The organism is Mesorhizobium sp. WSM4814 (assembly GCF_055811595.1).
In genome coordinates this window covers 297,138-318,673 of the sequence record NZ_JBVVQT010000002.1, presented here as the reverse complement: position 1 = coordinate 318,673, position 21,536 = coordinate 297,138, and the positions used below count along the sequence as shown (strand labels likewise).

27 protein-coding genes are annotated in these 21,536 nt (G+C 62.8%); 16 read left to right on the top strand and 11 right to left on the bottom strand.

Annotated features, from left to right (window positions below):
- Positions 1–4: 4 nt before the first annotated feature.
- A complete protein-coding gene (locus AC0L2V_RS04815) occupies positions 5–499 on the bottom strand; it encodes a flavin reductase (RefSeq protein ID WP_023798233.1) in 495 nt (164 codons plus the stop codon).
- Between the two features lie 191 nt (positions 500–690).
- Here AC0L2V_RS04815 and AC0L2V_RS04810 point away from each other — a divergent pair, with 191 nt between their 5' ends.
- Together AC0L2V_RS04810 and AC0L2V_RS04805 are read left to right on the top strand one after the other, a co-directional pair.
- The gene (locus AC0L2V_RS04810) at positions 691–1,767 is read left to right on the top strand and encodes a branched-chain amino acid ABC transporter substrate-binding protein (RefSeq protein WP_473507516.1); all 1,077 of its coding nucleotides are present in this window, start codon (positions 691–693) and stop codon (positions 1,765–1,767) included.
- Complete coding sequence (locus AC0L2V_RS04805; RefSeq protein WP_473507734.1) at positions 1,767–2,768, top strand: P1 family peptidase; 1,002 nt, start codon at positions 1,767–1,769, stop codon at positions 2,766–2,768. Before AC0L2V_RS04810 ends, AC0L2V_RS04805 begins: the two co-directional genes overlap by 1 nt.
- A 23-nt stretch (positions 2,769–2,791) precedes the next feature.
- Here the strand turns inward: AC0L2V_RS04805 and AC0L2V_RS04800 are convergent, their stop codons facing one another.
- Positions 2,792–3,046: a DUF2171 domain-containing protein gene (locus tag AC0L2V_RS04800; protein WP_128246624.1), complete on the bottom strand. Its 255-nt coding sequence runs from the start codon at positions 3,044–3,046 to the stop codon at positions 2,792–2,794.
- A gap of 141 nt (positions 3,047–3,187) precedes the next feature.
- Here AC0L2V_RS04800 and AC0L2V_RS04795 point away from each other — a divergent pair, with 141 nt between their 5' ends.
- Genes AC0L2V_RS04795 through purB form a run of 3 tightly spaced genes read left to right on the top strand, consistent with a single transcriptional unit; the run spans position 3,188 to position 5,795 of the window.
- Positions 3,188–3,913: a DUF2259 domain-containing protein gene (locus AC0L2V_RS04795; protein WP_473519578.1), complete on the top strand. Its 726-nt coding sequence runs from the start codon at positions 3,188–3,190 to the stop codon at positions 3,911–3,913.
- A complete protein-coding gene (locus AC0L2V_RS04790) occupies positions 3,910–4,428 on the top strand; it encodes a hypothetical protein (protein WP_287057604.1) in 519 nt (172 codons plus the stop codon). Before AC0L2V_RS04795 ends, AC0L2V_RS04790 begins: the two co-directional genes overlap by 4 nt.
- Before the next feature lie 59 nt (positions 4,429–4,487).
- Positions 4,488–5,795 (top strand): adenylosuccinate lyase, encoded by a 1,308-nt coding sequence (gene purB, locus AC0L2V_RS04785; RefSeq protein ID WP_473519577.1) that lies wholly within the window; start codon positions 4,488–4,490, stop codon positions 5,793–5,795.
- Positions 5,796–6,027: 232 nt separating this feature from the next.
- On the opposite strand, the gene AC0L2V_RS04780 is transcribed toward purB, so the two are convergent.
- Positions 6,028–6,840 (bottom strand): VOC family protein, encoded by an 813-nt coding sequence (locus AC0L2V_RS04780; protein ID WP_473507513.1) that lies wholly within the window; start codon positions 6,838–6,840, stop codon positions 6,028–6,030.
- A 246-nt stretch (positions 6,841–7,086) separates the two neighbouring features.
- Between AC0L2V_RS04780 and AC0L2V_RS04775 the strand changes: the two genes are divergently transcribed.
- Positions 7,087–7,635: an RBBP9/YdeN family alpha/beta hydrolase gene (locus tag AC0L2V_RS04775; RefSeq protein WP_473507733.1), complete on the top strand. Its 549-nt coding sequence runs from the start codon at positions 7,087–7,089 to the stop codon at positions 7,633–7,635.
- On the opposite strand, the gene AC0L2V_RS04770 is transcribed toward AC0L2V_RS04775, so the two are convergent.
- Together AC0L2V_RS04770 and AC0L2V_RS04765 are read right to left on the bottom strand one after the other, a co-directional pair.
- The gene (locus AC0L2V_RS04770) at positions 7,632–8,405 is read right to left on the bottom strand and encodes an HpcH/HpaI aldolase family protein (protein ID WP_473507512.1); all 774 of its coding nucleotides are present in this window, start codon (positions 8,403–8,405) and stop codon (positions 7,632–7,634) included. The genes AC0L2V_RS04775 and AC0L2V_RS04770 overlap by 4 nt on opposite strands.
- A 211-nt stretch (positions 8,406–8,616) precedes the next feature.
- Positions 8,617–8,937 carry a DUF1476 domain-containing protein gene (locus AC0L2V_RS04765; RefSeq protein WP_027154189.1) on the bottom strand — a complete coding sequence of 107 codons (321 nt, stop codon included), beginning with the start codon at positions 8,935–8,937 and terminating at the stop codon, positions 8,617–8,619.
- A gap of 277 nt (positions 8,938–9,214) precedes the next feature.
- Between AC0L2V_RS04765 and purC the strand changes: the two genes are divergently transcribed.
- Genes purC through AC0L2V_RS04740 form a run of 5 tightly spaced genes read left to right on the top strand, consistent with a single transcriptional unit; the run spans position 9,215 to position 11,693 of the window.
- Positions 9,215–10,009 (top strand): phosphoribosylaminoimidazolesuccinocarboxamide synthase, encoded by a 795-nt coding sequence (gene purC / locus AC0L2V_RS04760; protein ID WP_023798245.1) that lies wholly within the window; start codon positions 9,215–9,217, stop codon positions 10,007–10,009.
- 42 nt (positions 10,010–10,051) lie between these two features.
- Complete coding sequence (gene purS / locus AC0L2V_RS04755; RefSeq protein WP_023798246.1) at positions 10,052–10,294, top strand: phosphoribosylformylglycinamidine synthase subunit PurS; 243 nt, start codon at positions 10,052–10,054, stop codon at positions 10,292–10,294.
- 18 nt (positions 10,295–10,312) lie between these two features.
- On the top strand, positions 10,313–10,567 hold the full coding sequence (locus AC0L2V_RS04750; RefSeq protein WP_473507511.1) for a hypothetical protein: 255 nt from the start codon (positions 10,313–10,315) through the stop codon (positions 10,565–10,567).
- Positions 10,564–11,232, top strand: a complete 669-nt coding sequence (gene purQ / locus AC0L2V_RS04745; protein ID WP_023798248.1) for a phosphoribosylformylglycinamidine synthase subunit PurQ — start codon at positions 10,564–10,566, stop codon at positions 11,230–11,232. Before AC0L2V_RS04750 ends, purQ begins: the two co-directional genes overlap by 4 nt.
- A 44-nt stretch (positions 11,233–11,276) precedes the next feature.
- On the top strand, positions 11,277–11,693 hold the full coding sequence (locus AC0L2V_RS04740; RefSeq protein WP_128246630.1) for a hypothetical protein: 417 nt from the start codon (positions 11,277–11,279) through the stop codon (positions 11,691–11,693).
- Positions 11,694–11,797: 104 nt separating this feature from the next.
- Here the strand turns inward: AC0L2V_RS04740 and AC0L2V_RS04735 are convergent, their stop codons facing one another.
- The 3 genes from AC0L2V_RS04735 to AC0L2V_RS04725 form a co-directional block, all read right to left on the bottom strand.
- Positions 11,798–12,205 (bottom strand): hypothetical protein, encoded by a 408-nt coding sequence (locus tag AC0L2V_RS04735; protein WP_473507510.1) that lies wholly within the window; start codon positions 12,203–12,205, stop codon positions 11,798–11,800.
- Positions 12,198–12,449 (bottom strand): type II toxin-antitoxin system prevent-host-death family antitoxin, encoded by a 252-nt coding sequence (locus AC0L2V_RS04730; RefSeq protein WP_473507509.1) that lies wholly within the window; start codon positions 12,447–12,449, stop codon positions 12,198–12,200. Before AC0L2V_RS04730 ends, AC0L2V_RS04735 begins: the two co-directional genes overlap by 8 nt.
- Positions 12,450–12,735: 286 nt before the next feature.
- Complete coding sequence (locus AC0L2V_RS04725) at positions 12,736–12,942, bottom strand: DUF1127 domain-containing protein (RefSeq protein WP_473497532.1); 207 nt, start codon at positions 12,940–12,942, stop codon at positions 12,736–12,738.
- Between the two features lie 132 nt (positions 12,943–13,074).
- On the opposite strand from AC0L2V_RS04725, the gene AC0L2V_RS04720 reads away from it, so the two are divergent.
- From AC0L2V_RS04720 to AC0L2V_RS04700, 5 genes are all read left to right on the top strand, one after another.
- The gene (locus tag AC0L2V_RS04720) at positions 13,075–14,487 is read left to right on the top strand and encodes an aminotransferase-like domain-containing protein (protein WP_473507507.1); all 1,413 of its coding nucleotides are present in this window, start codon (positions 13,075–13,077) and stop codon (positions 14,485–14,487) included.
- 142 nt (positions 14,488–14,629) lie between these two features.
- Positions 14,630–16,870: a phosphoribosylformylglycinamidine synthase subunit PurL gene (gene purL, locus AC0L2V_RS04715; protein ID WP_473519576.1), complete on the top strand. Its 2,241-nt coding sequence runs from the start codon at positions 14,630–14,632 to the stop codon at positions 16,868–16,870.
- 80 nt (positions 16,871–16,950) lie between these two features.
- The gene (locus AC0L2V_RS04710; RefSeq protein WP_023798252.1) at positions 16,951–17,184 is read left to right on the top strand and encodes a BolA/IbaG family iron-sulfur metabolism protein; all 234 of its coding nucleotides are present in this window, start codon (positions 16,951–16,953) and stop codon (positions 17,182–17,184) included.
- A 174-nt stretch (positions 17,185–17,358) separates the two neighbouring features.
- Entirely contained in the window at positions 17,359–17,694 is a 336-nt protein-coding gene (gene grxD / locus AC0L2V_RS04705) for a Grx4 family monothiol glutaredoxin (RefSeq protein WP_023798253.1), read from the top strand.
- Positions 17,695–17,804: 110 nt separating this feature from the next.
- A complete protein-coding gene (locus AC0L2V_RS04700) occupies positions 17,805–19,049 on the top strand; it encodes a multidrug effflux MFS transporter (RefSeq protein WP_473519575.1) in 1,245 nt (414 codons plus the stop codon).
- Positions 19,050–19,060: 11 nt separating this feature from the next.
- Here the strand turns inward: AC0L2V_RS04700 and AC0L2V_RS04695 are convergent, their stop codons facing one another.
- From AC0L2V_RS04695 to ppaT, 3 genes are all read right to left on the bottom strand, one after another.
- Positions 19,061–19,462: a hypothetical protein gene (locus AC0L2V_RS04695; protein WP_473519574.1), complete on the bottom strand. Its 402-nt coding sequence runs from the start codon at positions 19,460–19,462 to the stop codon at positions 19,061–19,063.
- Positions 19,463–19,563: 101 nt separating this feature from the next.
- Positions 19,564–20,310: a pyridoxal 4-dehydrogenase, SDR-type gene (gene pldH, locus AC0L2V_RS04690; protein WP_023798256.1), complete on the bottom strand. Its 747-nt coding sequence runs from the start codon at positions 20,308–20,310 to the stop codon at positions 19,564–19,566.
- Positions 20,311–20,343: 33 nt separating this feature from the next.
- Positions 20,344–21,522: a pyridoxamine--pyruvate transaminase gene (gene ppaT, locus AC0L2V_RS04685; protein ID WP_473519573.1), complete on the bottom strand. Its 1,179-nt coding sequence runs from the start codon at positions 21,520–21,522 to the stop codon at positions 20,344–20,346.
- Positions 21,523–21,536 lie beyond the last annotated feature (14 nt).

Here is a 21,536-nt window from a genome sequence, read left to right as displayed (position 1 = left end):
GCCTCTACAGAGCGTGATAGCCGCGGTCGTGATAGATCAGCGGCCGCAAATTATCGCCGATACGCAGGCCTGTCACCTTGCCAAAAAGCACACGGTGGGTGGCCAGATCCTTGGTATCGATCAGTTCGCAGTCGAACACGGCAAGCGCGCCCTTCAGTGTCGGCGCGCCGGTCGAGATCATATCCCACTCGCCGAGCGCGAAGCGTTCCTCGACGGGCAGGCCGGTGAGGCCGGAAAAGCCGACCGACAGCGCCTCCTGGTCCGAAGCCAGTGCGTTCAAGGCGAACCTGCCATTCTTTACGAACGGCTCGTTCTTGGGATTTTCGCGATTGAGGCAGACAAGGATGGTCGGCGGCGTGTCCGACACCGAACAGGCTGCAATGACAGTCGCACCGCGCCTGCCGGCGGAACCATCGGTGGTGACCACATGGACGTGGCCGGCAAAATGGGCCATCGCGTCGCGATAGGCCTGCGGCCCTATGTCGTTCTTCTTCAGCACCGGCGATTTCCATTGGTTTGAAGCGAGATGAACCCAACCGTTATATATGGCGGCATATTGCATGCCACAAGCGAAGTGGTTGACATGCATCCTGAATTTCGCGTGTTGCGTGAAAGCTGACCAGCCTTTAGGTCTTGGCAGGAAGTGGCGCCGGCAAACACGCGACCGGCGCGGAGGAATTCTTCGCTCGCATGCGACCCCGGACAATAGGCACGACAACGACAATAGCGGTGCTGGCCTGGCTGTCTGCCGGTGATGCCAACGCTGAGACGCTGCTGGTCGGTGTCGCGGCACCACTGTCCGGGCCGTCGGCGACCCTCGGCAAGCAGATCGAGGCGGGCGCCGGCCTGGCAGCAGCGGCGAACGGTGCTCAACTCAAGGTTGTCGACGACGCCTGCACGGCCGATGGCGGGGCTGCCGCGGCGAGGGAATTCGTTGCGGCGAAGGTCGGCGTGGTCGTCGGCTTCCTCTGCACCGAGGCGATCGAGGCGGCACTGCCGATCCTGAAGGACGCCAACATACCGGTCATCACCGTCGGCGTGCGTACCGAAAGCCTGACCGACCGGCGCGCCAAGACCGGCTGGCCGATCTTTCGGCTCGGGCCGCGCGGCGATGACGAGCGCAACGCCGTCGCCTTCAATCTCACCCGCCAATGGCAGAACGAGCTGTTCGCCATCATCGACGACGGCACGATTTACGGCCGCGAAATCGCCGAGACGCTTCGGGCGGCAGCCGAGCAGGCGGCGCTGAAACCGGTGTTCGTCGACACATTCAGGCCGCAGCTCGACAACCAGATCGGGCTGATCGGGCGGCTGAGGAAGGCCGGCGCAACGCATGTCTTCGCCGGCGGCGACGGCGAAGATATCGCCATCATGGGCCGCGACGCCGGCCAGCTCGATGCCGGCATCATTTTTGCCGGCGGCGAAGCGCTGCGCACAGCGCCCGGCGACGTGCCTTATGCCACGGGCACGCTGATGTTTGCGCCGCCCGAATGGGCCGATGTCGCCGACTCCAGGGTGCTCGAAAGCTTTGCCGCACAAAAGATCGTGCCGGAGGGCTACACGCTGCCGGCCTATGCGGCGGTCGAGATCGCCAGGGCGGCGACGGCCGAAACCTCCGGCAGGCCACTGGCCGATGCGCTCGCCGCGCATGACTTCAGCACCGCGATCGGACCGATCCGCTTTGACGGCAAGGGCGACTTGACCGAAAACCTTTATCGGGTCTTCCGTTTCAACGGCACAAATTTCGTGCCGGCGGAGGCCAAATGATGTTTCGCACCGGGCCGCGCAATCTCATCACCGATGTCGCCGGCCTGCGTGTCGGCAACGCTTCCGATGTGAGGCTGAAGTCCGGGGTGACCACCGTCGTCTGCGACGATCCGGCAGTGGCCGGTGTGCAGATCCTGGGCGGCGCGCCGGGCACCCGCGAGACCGACCTGCTCGAGCCGCACAATTCGATCGAGGCGATCCATGCCGTGGTGCTTTCGGGTGGCTCGGCTTACGGTCTCGATGCCGCCTCCGGCGTGCAGGCGGCACTACGCGAAAACGGCATCGGCGTGGAGGTCGGCGGCTTTCGCGTGCCGATCGTGCCGGCGGCGATCCTGTTCGACCTGCGCAACGGCGGCGACAAGGACTGGGGCCGCTATCCGCCCTACCGCGATCTCGGCTATGAGGCGGCACAGGCAGTCGGCATCGATTTTCCGCTCGGCACGGTCGGCGCGGGCACCGGTGCCCTGAGTTCCGGCCTCAAGGGCGGCCTCGGATCGGCCTCGACGGTGCTCGACAGCGGCGTCACCATCGGCGCACTCGCCGCCGTCAATCCGACCGGCTCGGTGACGATCGCCCGAAGCAGGCACTTCTGGGCAGCGCCCTTCGAGATCGGCGACGAGTTCGGCGGGCTTGGTTATCCCGCGCCGATGCCGGCGGACGCGAAAAGGATCCTGCTGAAATTTCGCGACAAGCACGTCGGAGGCAACACGACCATCGCCGTCATCGCCACGGACGCACTTCTCACCAAGGCCGCCGCAAAACGCCTGGCGATATCAGCGCATGACGGCTTCGTGCGCGCCATTTGGCCGACACATACGCCGGCCGACGGCGATCTGGTTTTCGCGCTGGCGACCGGCAAGAGCGGCATCGAGCTCGCGCCCAACGACGCCATCGAGCTTTACGCCGCGGCCGGCGCCACCATGGCGCGCGCCATCAGCCGCGGCGTCTTTGCCGCGACGCCCGCCGATGGCGACCTGTTTCCGGTCTGGTCGTCGCGTTGAATGCGGGCTGCCGTGGCCCGTCATCAGGTGGGATCGGATTTTTCCTCCTCGAACGTGACCGCGACATCCGAATTTGCCGACAGCCGGACTTTCTGGCCCTCGACTTCGGCTACGAGGCTGAGCGGAATGAAGTGGTGATGCCCTCTGTGGGCGCCCTCGCCGCTGTCGCGCTTGGTCAGCTTAATTCGGTGTCCCTCAACCTTGTCGACAGTGCCGACATGGACGCCGTCGGCGCCGATCACTTCCATATGTTCGCGAATGCTGGCTGCATCGGTCATTGTGGGTGCTCCATTTCAAGCTGCCAACATAAACAAATGACGGCACGATTGGATGCATCGGGTTGCGTCTCAGAGGACACGACGTTTTGACGATGTCGTGATAGTGATCGAAACAACTCTGGCTGCTCAAACGGAAATCCGATGCGAATTCTCGTCCTGTTTGCTGTGTCCCTCCTTGCCCAGTTTGCAACTTCGCTCGCCGCGCATGCCGGCGATGTTGCCGAGCTTGAAATCCTCGGCTTCACCGGGGATGGCGGCGCCTTCGCCTTCGAGGAGTACGGTGTCCAGGACGGGTCGGGGTTTCCCTATGCCAATCGCTATTACATCAACACCGCCGACGACAGTTTTCTCAAGGGCACACCGATCAGGGTGCGGCTTGACGACGAGAACGCAACGCTCGACGCGGCGCGTCTTGCAGCCCGTCAGAAAGGTGAAGCTATCATCAAACAGGCGGAATTGACGGCGAATCGCGGCATCACCGCCGGCTCCAACCCGGTGACCGAGCTTTCGGCCGATCCGTTCCGCATGGTGGTCAACCCGCGGCCGGTCTTTTCGCCGGTCGATGATCCGCTCGAGTTCCGACTCGACGAGATCGGCATGAACCATACCGAAACCTGCCAAAACCTTGGCGAGATCAACGGCTTTCGTCTGTTGCGCATCGAGGCGAAAGGCGGTGGCAAGACTGAACTCCTGCACGAAGACAAGTCGATCCCCAAAAGCAGAGGCTGCCCGAACGGCTATCGAATCGGCGCGGTGCAGACATTTTCCATGCAGGGCCTCAGCGCCTATGCCGTGCTGATCGCGGTGCGCCAGTACGGCTTCGAAGGGCCTGACTATCGCTGGATCGCGGTGACCGGCCGGCTGTGACGTCGCTCCCCGCCATACGCAACGGCGTCCTGGATCGCATCCGCAAGGCCTTGCCGTCGCCGTCCGCCGCAGTTTGCGGCGCCCTGCTGTGGGCCGCCGCGATGGGCGCCAGCGCACTTGTCAATCTGCTGCTGGACGACTGGGTGACCCCGGCAAATATCCGCTTCGTCTCGTTGCTCTATGCGGCGGGCGGTGCGCTCGCCTTTCCGGTTGGCCTGTTCCTGGCGCGGCTCGTCTCGCTCGGGCGGCATTGGCAAGTAGCCTTGGCGGCCGCGTTTGTCTGCCTTCTTGCCACCACGATCGGCTTCACCGGTGGGCTCTTTGCGCTGCAATACCGTTCCTACTATGCCCAGTGGCATGAACCTGCACTGACCATTGGCTGGTCCATCCAGTTCGTGCACACCATGGCAACGGCGTTCTATCAATTCATCGTGCTGGGTATCCGGCTTTATTTTCCGCTCGGTTTCATCGCGCTTGCTCTCGCCAGCATCTGGTTTGCGCGGCAGCAGCGTTGAGCATTTTGTCTGCCTCTGTTACGACGCGGGCGAACGCCCTCGCAAGTCAGGACTGACCGATGATCCCTCGCTACTCCCGGCCGGAAATGGTGGCCATCTGGTCGCCCGAAACCCGGTTCCGCATCTGGTTCGAGATCGAGGCCTACGCTTGCGACGCGCTGGCCGAGCTCGGCGTGATCCCGAAGGAGGCCGCCAAAACCATCTGGGAAAAAGGCGGAGCCGCCAAGTTCGACGTCGAGGCGATCGACGAGATCGAGCGCGTCACCAAGCACGACGTCATCGCCTTCCTCACCCACCTCGGCGAATTCGTCGGTCCGGACGCCCGCTTCATTCATCAGGGCATGACCTCCTCGGACGTTCTCGACACCTGCTTTGCCGTGCAGCTCACCCGCGCCAGCGACATCCTTCTGGCCGACATCGACGGCCTGCTTGCGGCGCTCAAGCGCCGCGCCTTCGAACACAAGGACACCGTCACCATAGGTCGCAGCCACGGCATCCATGCCGAGCCGACCACCTTCGGCGTCAAGCTGGCGCAGGCCTATGCCGAATTCTCGCGCTGCCGCGAGCGGCTGGTGCACGCGCGCGAGGATATTGCGACATGCGCCATATCAGGTGCAGTCGGCACCTTCGCCAATATCGATCCCTATGTCGAAGAGCATGTGGCGAAGCAACTCGGATTGAAGCCGGAGCCGGTGTCGACGCAGGTGATCCCGCGCGACCGCCATGCGATGTTCTTTGCGACGCTCGCTGTCATCGCCTCGTCGATCGAACGGCTGGCGACAGAAATCCGCCATCTGCAGCGCACCGAGGTGCTGGAGGCCGAAGAGTATTTTTCGCCCGGGCAAAAGGGCTCGTCAGCGATGCCGCACAAGCGTAACCCGGTGCTGACCGAAAACCTCACCGGGCTTGCGCGCATGGTGCGTTCGTTCGCGATGCCGGCGATGGAGAACGTGGCGCTCTGGCACGAGCGCGACATTTCGCATTCGTCGGTCGAGCGCATGATTGGCCCGGATGCGACTGTGACGCTCGATTTCGCGCTATCGCGGCTGACCAGTGTCATCGACAGATTGCTCGTCTATCCCGACAACATGCTGAAGAACATGAACAAGTTCCGCGGCCTCGTGCATTCGCAGCGTGTGCTGCTGGCGCTGACCCAGGCCGGCGTCAGCCGTGAGGACGCCTACCGGCTGGTGCAGCGAAACGCCATGAAAGTATGGGAGCAAGGCGCTGATTTCCTTGATGAACTTTTGGCCGACAAGGAGGTCACCGCAGCCTTGCCCGAGGCCGAAATTCGTGAAAAATTCGACCTTGGCTATCATGCCAAGCATGTCGACACGATCTTCAAGCGGGTGTTCGGAGAAGCGTGATTTGACCGGTCCCAGCCGGCGGCTCCAAGCTGGAGCACCCCTCATCCGACCTCGCTTTGCGAGGCCACCTTCTCCCACAAGGGGAGAAGGTAAGACGGCATCGATCATCAAACTGCGAGATCGCCGAGGCGCAAACGGCAGGCTCGCCCTTCTCCCCTTGTGGGAGAAGGTGGATCGGCGCGTAGCGCCGAGACGGATGAGGGGTGATCCAGCCTGGCGCAGGTTCGAATAATCAAGCCTTGCCAGGAACGGTCCTGATCACCGTTCCCCACGGGTCCTCGCGCGTCGCTGCATCAGTCACATTGTCGGACCGCATTTCGACCCAGGCGAGGCCGGACCGGGAAGGATCGCGACGGCCGGCGCCGGCGCTCTGCCACGAATTGGCGCCGATGTGGTGGTGGTAGCCGCCTGATGACAGGAACACCGCCGCGCCACCATATTTCGCCATGGTATCGAAGCCGAATTCCTGGTGCCACCAGGCCTCGGCGTCTTCCGGCCGTCCGACGCGCAGATGGACATGGCCGATGATGCTGTTGTCCGGCATGCCCTGCCAGGCGGCATCGCCGGCGGGCACGTCGGCGACGACCGACGAAATGTTGAGCCGTTCGGTCGCCATCGCTATCTTGTCACCATTCCACTTCCAGTCCTCATGGCGGCGGTCGGAATAGATCTCGATGCCGTTGCCTTCGGGATCGGTCAGGTAGAGCGCCTCGCTGACCAGATGGTCGGAAGCGCCGTCGATGCCGATATTGTTGGCGATGGCGTGGTTGATCCAGCGCCCGAGGTCGGCCCGGCTGGGCAGCAGGAAGGCTGTGTGGAAGAGGCCGGCGCTGCGCGGATCGTCAGGCTTCGCCGCTGCATCCGCTTCGATGTCGAGCAAGGGACGATTGGCGGCGCCCAGCGTGATCGTGCCCCCGGCGCGGCTCAGTTCGCGCAGACCGACGACATTGCGATAATAGGCAGCGAGATTTTCGGCATCGCGCGCGCGCAACCCGACGCGGGCAACACTGACCGGGGTCGTGGCGGCAAAAGGCAATTCGCTCATCAAAGTCTCCGTTTGGTCGACGAGATCCCCAAAACCAGGAGCCCGGCGCCACCTACCATTGTTCGTCGTGTCAGTTCCAAATCCTGGGTCTCATGTACACGGCTGTTTCCTTTCCCGATGACAGATCGTCGATCGCGATCGTTCACACAAGACGGCAAGAAGCGAACATGGTGTTCACTATTTGTGAGTATCGCACCGATCATCATCACGGTTGCACGAAACCGTGTCCCTCGCTACATGCGCGCCATGAAAGTCAGGGATGCAGACATTCTCATCGTGCCGGGCTACACCAATTCCGGCCCCGACCATTGGCAGAGCCGCTGGCAATCGAAATTGTCGACGGCGCGGCGCGTCGAGCAGGCGGAATGGTCGAAGCCAGTGCGCGAAGACTGGACGGCGAGCGTGGCGAAGGCGGTCAACGAGGCCGAGCGACCGGTCGTTGTCGTCGCGCATTCGCTCGGCGTCGCCGCCGTGATCCAGGCAATGCCGCAGTTCCAGCGTCGGGTCGCCGGAGCGTTCTTCGTGGCGCCGCCCGACGTCGCCAATCCAGAGATAAAACCCAGGCACCTGATGACCTTCGGCCCTTATCCGCGTGAGCCGCTGGCATTTCCCTCGGTGGTGATCGCCAGCCGCAACGACCCGTTCTGCACGTTCGAGGTGGCCGAGGACATTGCCGGCGCCTGGGGCTCGCTGTTCATCGACGCCGGCGAGGCCGGACATCTCAACGCCGATGCCGGCTTCGGCCCTTGGCCGGAAGGCTCGATGACTTTTGCGAAATTCCTGACTGACCTTTAGGGGCTTATCGAGTCCCTCACGCTCTTCAGCAGGGTTTTTGCCCCCAGGCCGATCAACGCGTGCTCGGAGCCCATCGCCAGCAGCCGATAGCCCATCGACACCACACGGGCGGCGATGGCCGGCTCGATGACGTAGATCGCGGCATGCTTGCCGGCCTTGCGCGTCCGCTCGGCGATCGAGGCGACTGTTTCCATCATGCTTTCGAGCGTCGAGTTGACGGCGGCGCCGTTCGACCAGGCAATCGAAAAATCCGATGGCCCGAGGAAGATGCCGTCGATACCCGGCGTGTCGAGGATGCCGTCGAGTGCATCGAGCGCGGCGCGCGTTTCGACCATGGCGAAGGCCATGGTGCGCGCGTTGCTGTCGCGCAGCCAGTCGGCATAGTCGCCCTTGCCATGACGCGGAAAGGCATAAGTCGGGCCCCAGGAACGCTCGCCGAGCGGCGGATACTTCATGGCGGCAGCGAACAGCCTGGCGTCCGCCACCGAATTCACCATCGGCGCAATCACCGCCTCGGCGCCGAAATCGAGCGCGCGGCTGGCCATGTCGAAGCGGCCGACCGGAATGCGCACCAGCGCCGGTTTGTTGGCGGCCAGCACCGACGCAAGGCCGCGCAGCACGCTGTCCTCATGATGTCCGCCATGCTGCATGTCGAGGGTGACGGCATCGAACCCCTGTCTGGCAAGAATCTCGACCGTCAGGGCATCAGGCACGCCGGACCATGCGGTGCACAAGGTTTCATCGGCCACAAGGCGTGACTTGAGGGACATGGGCGCCTTCCTTATTCGACCTCGCATCGGCCCAAAATCGCCGACAAAGTCGGCCCGACGCGAGGAGTCAAAGTTTTAGAGCGTACTTTCCGAATGGATGCACGTCGCTCTAATGCAGTTCAGCCGGAAACAGCTGCAAAGGCAAAGAAAAACCGCCCGGAGGGGCGAGGCGGTCGATTGGTCCAGCGTGTCGATTGGCTCAGAGCAAGGGTCAGGTGTTCTTGATCTGCTCGATTGCCTGCGCCATCAGATCGTCCATGGTGCGGCGAATCTGGTGGTCCGACTGGGCGACCCCGGCTTCGTCGAAATCCTTGCGGATCTTGCGGAAAACGTCGTGGTCGCCGGCTTCCTCGATATCGGCGAGGACGACCTGGCTGGCATAGGCTTCGGCGTCGGCCCCGGCCTTGCCGAGCTTTTCGGCGGCCCACAGGCCGAGCGCCTTGTTGCGGCGGGCCGCAGCCTTGAACCGGAGTTCCTCGTCGATTACGAACTTGCGCTCGAAGCCCTCCTCGCGATCTTTCATGCTGCTCATGGCATCCCTCCGGTCAAATCCGATTTGGTTGGCAGTCGAAATATGTGTCTTGCCCAGCACAAACCAAAAGGCCGCGGGCCGGTCAATATGCTACATCACTTGCTGCGCTGCGGCATTTCATTCCGGAAAGCGGTGATTGAAAGGATTTGCCGATTGAGCAAACACTGCGATTGGGATAGACACCGGCATTGAACCCCTACCGTTGCCGCACTAATTTAGGCGTACGGACAGGAACTGGTCGCTTGCCGCCTGCCCGGAAATCCAGAGAAAAGATCAGATGAAAAATCGCCGCCGCATTTATGAAGGCAAGGCCAAGATCCTCTATGAGGGCCCTGAGCCGGGAACACTGATCCAGTTCTTCAAGGACGACGCGACCGCTTTCAACAAGAAGAAGCACGAAATCGTCGATGGCAAGGGCGTGCTCAACAACCGCATTTCCGAGCACATCTTCAACCATCTCAACCGGATGGGCATTCCGACCCATTTCATCCGCCGGCTCAACATGCGCGAGCAGCTGATCAAGGAAGTCGAGATCATCCCGCTCGAGGTGGTCGTGCGCAATGTCGCCGCCGGCTCGCTGGCCAAGCGTCTCGGCATCGAGGAAGGCACCGTACTGCCGCGCTCGATCATCGAATTCTATTACAAGGCCGATGCGCTCGACGACCCAATGGTGTCTGAAGAGCACATCACCGCTTTCGGCTGGGCAAGCCCGCAGGAGATCGACGACGTCATGGCGCTGGCCATCCGCGTCAACGACTTCCTCTCCGGCTTGTTCATGGGCGTCGGCATCCAGCTTGTCGACTTCAAGATCGAATGCGGCCGGCTGTTCGAAGGCGACATGATGCGCATCGTCGTTGCCGACGAGATCTCGCCGGACTCGTGCCGTCTGTGGGACGTGGCGACCCAGGACAAGCTCGACAAGGATCGTTTCCGCCGCGACATGGGCGGTCTGGTCGAAGCCTATCAGGAAGTCGCCCGCCGCCTCGGCATCATGAACGAGAACGAGCCGCCGCGTCCCGCCGGGCCGGTGCTCGTCGCCTCGACCGATGGCCTCAAAGGCAAGCCGCACTGAGATTTCTTGCCGCTCAACACGTCGAACAGGAGCATGTCCAGCGTGATCAAGGCCCGCATTACCGTCACTCTCAAGAACGGCGTGCTCGACCCGCAAGGCAAGGCGATCGAACACGCATTGTCCGGGATGGGCTTTGACGGCGTCGGCCAGGTGCGGCAGGGCAAGGTTTTCGACGTCGAGCTTGCCGAGAGCGACAAGGCCAAGGCCGAAGCCGATCTCAAAGCCATGTGCGACAAGCTTCTGGCGAATACGGTGATTGAGAACTATAGTGTGGCCATTACCTAAGGTTGTGCCGGAGGGCAGATGGCCGAGATTGATGGAAGCTTGATATTTGAAGTCCTCAAGTCCATTCAGTCGCGTCTGGACAGGATGGATTTGACGCTCGGGGAGGTAAAGTCCGAGCTTGGCTCTATCTGCGGCCATCTCATCGCCACCGAGGGCGACGTGAAGAACATTTATGGCGTGCTGGCTCGCCAGGACGAGCGCCTGGAACATATTGAACGCCGCTTAGACCTGCGCGAGCTTGCCGAAGCCCAGAGGCCTTACGAACCGAAATGAAATCAGCCGTCGTCCTCCTGCCAGGCCTCAACCGTGACCGCGACATGATCGCGGCGCTGACCAAGATTTCGGGAACGCCGCCGGTCACGGTCTGGCAGACCGACACCGAAATCCCCGACGTCGACCTGATCGCCATTCCCGGCGGCTTCTCCTTCGGCGATTATCTGCGCTGCGGCGCCATTGCCGCGCGCATGCCGGTGATGCGGGCGGTTGCCGAAAAGGCGGCCAAGGGGGTCATGGTCATCGGCGTCTGCAACGGCTTCCAGATCCTGGTCGAGGCCGGCCTTTTGCCAGGCGCCTTGATGCGCAACACGTCGCTGAAATTCGTCTGCCGGCAAGTCAAGCTGCAGATCGCCAACGCCAACACGATGTTCACCCGCCGCTATCAGCCGGGCCAGATCATCCGCTCGCCGGTGGCGCATCATGACGGCAATTACTTTGCCGACGCCGAAACGCTGCGCAGGCTCGAAGGCGAAGGCCAGGTCGTCTTCCGTTATGCCGAAGGCACCAACCCCAACGGCTCGATCAACGACATTGCCGGCATCATCAACGGCCAGGGCAATGTGCTCGGCCTGATGCCGCATCCCGAGAACCTGATCGAAGCGGCGCATGGCGGCAGCGACGGCCGGGCGCTGTTCGAAAGTGCGCTTGGCATCGCCGCTTGATTCTTCAGCGTTCATCTTTTTTCCGAATTCGAAATAGGCGCCGCATGAGCCCGAGACAGACGATCGCCCGCCTCGCTCTTGTCGCCGCCGCCTGCCTTGTGCTCGCCTCCTGCCAGTCGAAGCCGAAGAACGCGCCGGCGCCTTCGGGCAAGAGTGCGGCGCTGCTTGCCATGGAACAGGTGGCGATCGCCGCCCACAAATGCTGGATCGCCAGCAAGGATCCCGCTTTCAAGCCCTATCAGATGGCCAACGAGCTGAATTCGTTCACCGGCACGCCGCGCTTCCTGCTGGTTCCGGTCAAGCATTATGGCGGAAAGCCGTTGCTGGTCGTGCAGGCACAAGGCAATTCACGCCGGGTCGACGTGTACGGTCCGCTGATGGCCGAACCGCTCGGCGCACGCATCGGCTCGGATATTGCCCGCTGGCAGGCTGGCAATCAGGCCTGCGGTGCGGCTGCATAGCGTCATGGCTTGCTGCAGATCGCCGGCCTGGTCATAGGCCTGGCCGGGCTTGTCCTGCAATCTGCAATGAAGACAGGGCGTGTCCTCTGGACCCCCGGCCGCCTCTATCGTCTCGGCACGGTTCGCGCTCCACCGGCGCGAATAGCCGCCGCGGCTTCGCCGGCGATCCGCGACATGAATTTGCGCGTGAACCGGCCGAGCGGCTTGGCGTCTTCGAGCGCCCAGGACGTAGCGAGATCATCGGTGTTGAATTCGTCGACGATCACCCAGGCCGGCGTATAGAGCTTGGCGCGACGGGCCTCAGTCTCGGGAATTTCGACACAGCGGGCGCCTGAGCGCGGCGGCCGGCTCGTGATTGGAAAGAGCAGAGCCTTCTGGCGGCCGTTCTTGCCCGCAACGATCAGCATCACGCACGTCGGCCGCGCCTTGCGTCCGCTTTCCTCCCCCCGGTCATATTCCCGCGCCCACAGATAGGAATAGAGAATGATCTGTCCGTGGTCCGGCTCAGTCATCCCGGTGATCGTCGCGCGCGACGGCATCGAGGCCGGCGAGAAGCTCTTCGCGTTCCTCTGCTGACAGGTCCTCGACACGATGTGCCTGCTGGGCGCTACGGCCGGCGAGACGGTCGAACTGCTCCGCCGTCAGGAGAACGAACTTGCGCTTGCCGCGCTTGGTGATGTCGACAGGGCCACGGAACGCGGCCTCCACAACCTCGCCGGATTTGTTGCCGAGATCTGTCAGGGTGAAACTCGCCATAAAGACTTCCCTTCATTACCCCGAAAATAGGCGAATTAGCTGTTTTCAGCAATAGCCTATTCATCGGGACTCGCGGGGCGAGAATGCAGTGAAGGTCGAGTGCATCGTGGTCTGCCAGACCGCGACCTCGCTGCCGCGGCCGATCGCAGTGCGCGATACGTTTTCGACATCAAAGCAAGAAGAAGGTGGGTAGTTTCCGGGCAATGAAGAAGATCGCAGCGGCACTCAACGCCGGTCTGCCGACATACCCCCGTTATTCGAGCCGGGAGCATGCGACGACGTATTTTCAGTCCCAGAACGGCCTCAGACCCTCACGATGGGCGTCGGCACGCGAGATGCCGATATCCCTAAGCTGATCGTCGGTCATCTCCAGCAAGACCAGCCGGCTGCGCCGGCGATCCAGCAGGTTGCCGATCCGGTTTGCGAGTGAATTGACCATTCGCACCAGGCGACGGACATAGCCTTGCCGGCCTGACGGGCGGGCTCCGGGCAACCCAGCTCTCATGTAACGGATTGTATCGATTGCAGCCATTTTCTTGCTACCAAAATTCGAGATTGTATCTATTTGTTGCGCGGTCACATATGTATTGACTCTCAAAACGGTGCAATATAGAAAATTGTCACCATGACAAATTGGCTTCCCGACCTTTCCGCCGGCTCCGGGCCGCTCTATCAGCGGCTTGCAGATTCCATCGAAACGGACATCGACCGTGGCTTGATCGCCGCCGGGGCAAAATTGCCGCCGCAGCGCGATCTGGCATACGACATCGGCACGACCGTCGGCACTGTCGGCAGGGCCTACCAATTGTTGCGCGAGCGGGGCCTGGTGAGCGGCGAAGTCGGACGCGGAACCTATGTGCTTGGCCGGCATGACACCAAGACCGATCTGCTGGCGCCCGACCCGCAGGTGGAAGGCACGCGCTATATCGATGCGCCTCGCGGCAAACTGCGCTTCGACAGCACGGCTGCGCCTGATACCGGCCAGGGCGCCATTGTCGCCGATGTGCTTTCGCGCACGGCGCAGGAGCATCCGTACGAGATTTCAAGCTATACGCGGGATTTTCCCAACCGCTGGGTCGAGGCCGGCTGCAACTGGCTGTCGCGAAATTCGTTTCGCCCAAGCCCCGATGGCATCGTTCCGACGCTCGGCACCCATGCCGCGGTTATGGCGGCGATTGCCGCGCTGACCACGCCCGGCGACTATATCGTCTTCGAGCACCTCACCTATTCGCAGATTTCTCGCAGCGCCGGCCTGATCGGCCGCCGCACCGCGCTAGTGACGTCGGACGCGGAAGGGCTCGATCCGGAGGATTTCGAGCGCGTCTGCGCGCAAAAACACCCGAAAATGATGTTCCTGATGCCGACGGCACAGAACCCCACACTGGTGACGCTGTCGGCGACGCGCCGCAAGGCCATCGCGCGCGTCGCGCGCGAATACAATGTCATCCTGATCGAGGACGATCTCTATGGCGATCTGACCGACGACCCGACGCCGCTCCTGGCCGAATATGCCCCCGAACGGACCATCGTTGCCGGCGGCCTGTCGAAATCGGTTGCGGCCGGCGTTCGCGGCGGCTGGCTCGCCTGTCCGCCGGCCTATCGCCACCGGATCCGTGTCGCTCACAAGATGCTGACGGGTGGCCTCCCCTTCCTGCTGGCGGAAGTGTGTAGCCGACTGGTTCTGTCCGGCCAGGCCAGCGAGATGCGCAAGCGCAGCATCGTCGAGATCAACGCGCGCGTGGCGATCGTGCGCGAGACACTAGCCGGGTTCGACTTCAACGCACTAGACAATGTGCCCTTCGTCTGGCTCACCCTGCCTGATCCATGGCTTTCCGGCACCTTCAAGAACGCCTGTCTCGAACATGGCGTGCTCATCGACGATGAGGACGAGTTCAAGGCCGGGCGTTCCGAGCAGGTTTTTCACGGCGTGCGGTTTGGCGTTTCACAGCCGGAGCGACGAGAGGACATCGCCGGCGGCGTTGGCGTGATCCGGCGGCTGCTGGACGAGGGCCGCGCCGGCTACGACAGTTTCTCCTGAACCGGCTTGAAACCGGCGGGCCGAATGGCGATCTTTCGCTACTTGCTGCACCCTTCCATCGTTTTTCGTCGCTTGATGGGTGTATCGGCTGCAAAGCTTGCGATAAGACGGGACTCGATCCCAAGGACATAAATTGCCGCCCATGACCATTTCCAATTCCGTGCCGATCACTCCGGAACTCGTTGCCGCGCACGGGCTGAAGCCCGACGAATATCAGCGCATCCTCGACCTGGTCGGGCGCGAGCCGAGCTTTACCGAGCTCGGCATCTTTTCGGCGATGTGGAACGAGCACTGCTCGTACAAATCCTCGAAAAAATGGCTGCGCACACTGCCGACCACCGGGCCGCAGGTCATCCAGGGCCCGGGCGAGAATGCCGGCGTGGTCGATATCGGCGACGGCGACTGCGTCGTCTTCAAGATGGAGAGCCACAACCACCCCTCCTTCATCGAGCCCTATCAGGGTGCGGCGACCGGCGTCGGCGGCATCCTGCGCGATGTCTTCACCATGGGCGCCCGGCCGATCGCGGCAATGAACGCGCTGCGCTTCGGTGCGCCGGACCATCCCAAGACCAGGCACTTGGTTGCCGGCGTCGTTGCCGGCGTCGGCGGCTACGGTAATTCCTTCGGCGTGCCGACGGTCGGCGGCGAAGTCAATTTCGACGCGCGCTACAATGGCAATATCCTGGTCAACGCCTTTGCGGCGGGGCTGGCCAAGACCGATGCGATCTTCCTGTCGGAAGCCAAGGGCGTCGGCCTGCCGGTCGTCTATCTCGGCGCCAAGACCGGCCGCGACGGTGTCGGCGGCGCCACCATGGCCTCGGCCGAATTCGACGACAGGATCGACGAGAAGCGGCCCACCGTTCAGGTCGGCGACCCGTTCACCGAAAAATGCCTGCTCGAAGCCTGCCTCGAACTGATGGCGTCCGGCGCCGTCATCGCCATCCAGGACATGGGTGCTGCCGGCCTCACCTGCTCGGCGGTCGAGATGGGCGCCAAGGGCGACCTCGGCATCGAGCTCGACCTCGACAAGGTGCCGGTGCGCGAGGAGCGCATGAGCGCCTATGAGATGATGCTGTCGGAGAGCCAGGAGCGCATGCTGATGGTGCTGCGCCCCGAAAAGGAAAAGCAAGCCGAGGCGATCTTCCACAAATGGGGCCTTGACTTCGCCATCGTCGGCAAGACAACCGACGATCTGCGCTTTCGCGTGCTGCACCAGGGCGACGAAGTCGCCAATCTGCCGATCAAGGACCTTGGCGACCAGGCGCCGGAATATGACCGTCCCTGGACCGAGCCGAAGAAGCCGGCGCCGCTGGCGGCCGGCGATGCACCGCAAGCGGATGTCGCCGAGGCGCTGCTGAAACTGCTTGGCGGGCCCGACCTGTCCTCGCGCCGCTGGGTATGGGAACAATACGACACGCTGATCCAGGGCAATTCGCTGCAGCTTCCGGGCGGCGATGCCGGCGTGGTGCGCGTCGAGGGCCATCCGACCAAGGCGCTCGCCTTCTCCTCCGACGTGACGCCGCGCTATTGCGAGGCCGACCCTTACGAGGGCGGCAAGCAGGCGGTGGCCGAATGCTGGCGCAATCTTACCGCCACTGGCGCGCTGCCGCTCGCGGCCACCGACAACCTCAATTTCGGCAACCCGGAACGACCCGAGATCATGGGCCAGTTGGTCGGCGCCGTGAAAGGCATCGGCGACGCCTGTCGCGCGCTCGGCTTTCCGATCGTCTCCGGCAATGTCTCGCTCTACAACGAAACCAACGGGCAAGGCATCTTGCCGACGCCGACCATCGGCGGCGTCGGACTGATCGCCGACTGGTCCCAGATGGCGCGGATCGGCTTTGCCGCCGAGGGCCAGATGATCCTGCTGGTCGGCGCGCCGTCGATGTGGGGAACGCATCTCGCCCAGTCGGCCTATATGCGCGACATCCATGGCCGCACCGATGGCCCGCCGCCGCCGGTCGACCTCGACCACGAAAAGCGCGTCGGCGACCATGTACGCGCCCTGATCGCCTCCGGCGTCGTCACATCGGCGCATGACGTTTCCGATGGCGGCATTGCCGTCGCGCTGGCCGAGATGGCGATGGCGTCCGGCATCGGCGCAACCGTCCCCGGCCTGATCGGGACCGACCCGATCCCGGTCTGGTTCGGCGAGGATCAGGGCCGCTACCTCTTGACGCTGTCGATCGATCCGCAAAGCGAGGAATGGGACGCCATTCGCGAACAGCAGAGCAAGCTCGGCATCTTCGCGCCGTGGATCGGCTCGACCGGCGGCAGCGACCTGAAACTCGGCGAGGCGCGGGCGATCCCTGTCGGCGAATTGACCGCTGCCCACGAATCCTGGTTTCCTCGCTTCATGGCAAATGAGGTCGTGGACCCCTGATTTGATCGAGCGGGGTCGTTGCGGTGTGGTTCATCCGCCATTTCGATCATATCTATGAGATCTGAACAAGGAATCCTCGCATGGCAATGGACGCGCACGACATCGAACGGTTGATCAAGGAAGGCATTCCGGACGCCAAGGTGACGATTCGCGACCTGGCCGGCGACGGCGACCATTATGCGGCCGAAGTCGTGGCCGAGAGCTTTCGCGGCAAAAGCCGCGTCCAGCAGCACCAGATGGTTTACGACGCGCTGAAGGGCAATATGGGCGGCGTGCTGCACGCGCTCGCACTGCAGACCAGCGTGCCGGAATAAGCTTTTTTAGGGCTTTGCTGGCTTGGGAAGATAGCCGTCCGATGCTCTTGGCCCAGGCCATCCTTTGCGCCATTTGCGTGACGAGGCGGCAAACGTCTTGTTTCAGGCAACCTATGGGTTTATTTGAAAGGGTATGTTTCGAGCCCGGCTCCCGCGGGCATGAAAGGATTTTCTATGAGCGGTATCAACGACTACATCGACAGCGAAGTGAAGGCCAACGACGTCGTTCTCTTCATGAAGGGCACGCCTGGTTTTCCGCAATGCGGATTTTCCGGTCAGGTCGTGCAGATCCTCGACTATATCGGGGCCGACTACAAGGGCGTCGACGTGCTGACCTCGGCCGAGCTGCGGCAAGGTATCAAGGAATACTCCAACTGGCCGACGATCCCTCAGCTCTACGTCAAGGGTGAGTTCGTCGGCGGTTGCGACATCGTCCGCGAGATGTTCCAGGCTGGCGAACTGCAGACGTTCCTCGTCGAAAAGGGCGTCAGCGTCAAAGGCGCCGCCTGACGAACATTTAGGGCACTTCGCCAAGCTGATTATCTCCCCGGTATCGGGGCACAAGACGAATGAATGCGCCGGTGCGCCGGCGCTTTTTCGTTTGAAGATCGGACTTTGCCGTGGATCAGCATGCAGAAGCGCAGCAACAGGCAAGCACCTTGCCTATTCCGCGCTGGGAATTCATCGCGCTGTGCGCGGCGTTGATGGCGCTCAACTCGCTGGCCATCGACATCATGCTGCCGGCGCTGCAGCAGATCGGCGCCTCGCTGGGCGTGGAAAATGAAAACCATCGCCAATATGTGATTGCCGCCTATATTCTCGGCTTTGGCGGCGGACAGCTCTTCTTCGGGCCGATCTCGGACCGCTTCGGACGCCGCGCTCCGCTCGTCGTCGGACTGGTTATCTACGTCGCCGCGGCGAGTGCGGCGGCGATCGCCCCGACATTCGCCACGCTTATTCTATGCCGGGTGGTGCAAGGCATCGGCGCCGCGGCCACACGTGTCATCGCCGTCTCGATCGTGCGCGATACGTTCGACGGTCGGCGCATGGCCGAGGTGATGTCGCTGATCTTCATGGTGTTCATGGCGATTCCGGTGGTGGCGCCAGGCATCGGCCAGGTCATCATGCTGTTTGCCTCCTGGCACTGGATCTTCATCACCATGGCGGCCGGGGCGCTGATCGTGTCGGCGTGGGCGCTGCTGCGCCTGCCGGAAACGCTGCGTCCCGAATATCGCCGGCCGCTGACGGCCGAATCCATCATCGGCGGTTTCCGCATCGTGCTGACCAATCGCATCGCGCTCTGCTATGCCTTCGCCAGCACTTTTGCTTTCGGTGCGATGTTCGGCTTCATCAACTCGGCGCAGCAGATCTATGTCGACGTCTTCGGCGTCGGCGAGATGTTCCCGGTGATTTTCGCAGGGATCGCCGGCGTGCTCTCCTTTTCGAGCTATCTGAATTCGCGCCTTGTCGGCCGCATCGGTATGCGCCGCCTGTCGCAAAGCGCGCTGCTCTTGTTTCTGGCCATCAGCCTCGCCTGGCTGGTCGTTTCCATCCAGATGAAGATGCCGCTCTGGCTTTTCATCACCTTCTTTGCCGGCACGATGGTCCCGTTCGGCGCACTCGGCGCGAATTTCAACGCACTCGCCATGGAGCCGCTCGGCCAGTTGGCCGGGACGGCGTCGTCCATTCTGGGCTTCATGCAGACCTTCCTCGGCGGCGTGCTCGGCACGCTGATCGGCCAAGCCTTCAACGGCACGGTGACGCCCTTGGCCACCGGATTCTGCAGCGTTTCGCTTGGCGCATTGGTGATGGTGCTGATCGCCGAGCGCGGCAAATTCTTCCAGCCGCAGAACCCGCCGGTTTAAGGCCGGACGCGTCAGGATTCATCCCCGCTCGCTGCGGTGAAGCGAGGGAACAGCAAACGCCCTGCGATCGCCCCACCCATCCTGTCCGAAACCGGCAGTGGCAGAGCCTTGTCGAGGGCCTCGAGGACGGAGGCGACGAAAGCCCGGTTGAGGCTGCCATCATCCCCCAGACGGGAGTAGGTGGCGCGAGGCTTGCCGATAAGTGTGCCGTTTCGGCGAATTGAGAACTGCAGCGTCAGGGTCATGCCCGCGGTTCCGGGCGGCGGCTCCCAGCAGGCGACGATCGCGGAGAACATCTCGTTTATGGTGTCGACGGGATCGGGACTGCGACAGCCGCGCTCCTGCGATGTTGCCGCGTCAGGACCGGCAACCAGGGCAAGGGTAAGGGCGACAATTGCGGACCGAGGTTTCATCTCGGGTCTCCGGTTTCGCGCGATAAATGTAATCGAATTTATCGACGAAAGCTTCCATCGAGTATCAGCGCTGCGGATGGATCCTTTCAGACGTCGGCGCTTTAGTGGCGCACCATGCCGGCGTCGACATTCAGCGTCTGGCCGGTGATCCAGCGTGCGTCATCCGAGGCCAGGAACGACACCACATCGGCGATATGTTCCGGCTGCCCTTTGCCTTTCATAGCCTGCAGCATCTCGACGAAGCCGAACGCCTCGTTGTGCGGGCTCGCCTTGACCCCATCGCTCTCGATCAGGCCCGGCGTCACCGCGTTGGCGGTGATGTTGTATTTGCCGAGTTCTGTGGCGAGCGCCCTGGTGAAGCCGATGACGCCGCCCTTGGCCGCGACATAAGCCGCCATGTTCGGCGTGCCGGCAAAGAAGCTGTTGGAGGCGATGCTGATCACCCGGCCGGCCTTGCCGGCGGCACGCATCTGGTCCGTTGCCGCGCGGCTGACGATGAAGGTTCCGGTCAGATTGACGTCGATGATCTTGCGCCAATGGTCGAGGTCGACATCGTCCCAGGCGACGAAGGGCACGATGCTGGCGTTGTTGACCAGGATATCGATGCCACCGGTCAGTGCCTGGATCTCGGCGAACAGCGCCTTGACGGATGCCGGATCGGAAATGTCGGCGGCGATCGCCTTCGCTTTTGCGCCGATCGCCGCCGCCGCCGCTTCGGCGCCTTCCGCATTGATGTCGCTGACGATGACGGTCGCGCCATCGGCGGCCAAGCGCGCGGCGATCGCCTTGCCGATGCCTTGTGCGGCCCCGGTAACCAGGGCGGTCTTTCCCGCAAGCCGTTCAGTCATTTCCGTGCTCCATGTGATCTGTGACTTCATCTCTCAGGCGTCGGCGTCGATAACGGCGAGCGCCGCGTCGATGCCTTTGCCGACCGCGAGCTTTTCGCCCAAAGCATTCATCGCGCCGCCAAGTGCCGTCAGCGCCGCGATCGCATAGATCGGCTGGGCGGTCGGGCCCATATGGCCGATGCGCGTCAACTTGCCCAATGTCTCGCCCCGGCCCGACGAAAACACCACGCCGTAACGGGCGCGCGCAGCCTGGCGAAGCGCCTCCTCGTCGATGCCTTCGGGCGTCCGGACGGCAGTCGTGGTCGGCGATGCGATGATGTCGCTGGCCGCCCAGATCGACAGACCCATCGCGGCGACGCCGGCGCGCATGGCCTTGGCGGTGAGCGCGTGGCGCGCCCACACCGCCGCCGGTCCCTCATTGAGGTAGAGGTCGAGCGCGACGTCGAGCCCGTTCACTTCCGCGACAGACGGCGTGAACGGAAACGGCTTGTCCTTCGACCACGCATGCTCCCAATCGACGATGCTGAGCATCGACGCGCGCGGCGCCAGTGGATTGGCCTTCATTTTCGCCCAGGCCCGCTCGCTGACGCCCATCATCGTCAGCCCGGGAGGCGCGCCGAGGCATTTGTTCGGGCCGGTGACATAAATGTCGGCCTTGCAGTCCTCCGGATGCGTTTTCATGCCGCCGAAGGACGAAACGGCGTCGACGATCAGATAGGCGCCATGCCCCGAAACCAGCGCGCCGATGGCATCGATCGGGTTGATGGTGCCCGACGGCGTGTCGTGATGGCAGACGGAAACGATGCTGATTTCCGGATGCGCTTCCAGCATTGCCGCAACCGCCTGCGGGTCGATCGCCTCGTTATAGGGCACCTCGATTTCGAGCAGATGCGGCGAATAGCGCTTTGCCCAATAGCCAAAACCCTTGCCGTAGACTCCCGAGGCAAGGTTGAGCACGACGTCCTCGGGCGTGATCAGGGAGGCTGCCGCGGCTTCCAGGCCAAGAACCGGCTCGCCATGCAGAATGACCGGCTTGTTGGACAGCCGCATCGCCTTCTGCACCTTGTCGACCACAGCCTCGTAAAAGAGCTGGAACGCCGGGTCGTAATCGTAGAGCACAGTGCGGCCGAGGCCGCGCAGCACGTCGGGATAGGCGTTCACCGGCCCGGCGGTGAGCGTGATGACCGGTTCGGCGTGTTCGAGATAGCGCATGGTCTTTGTCTCTT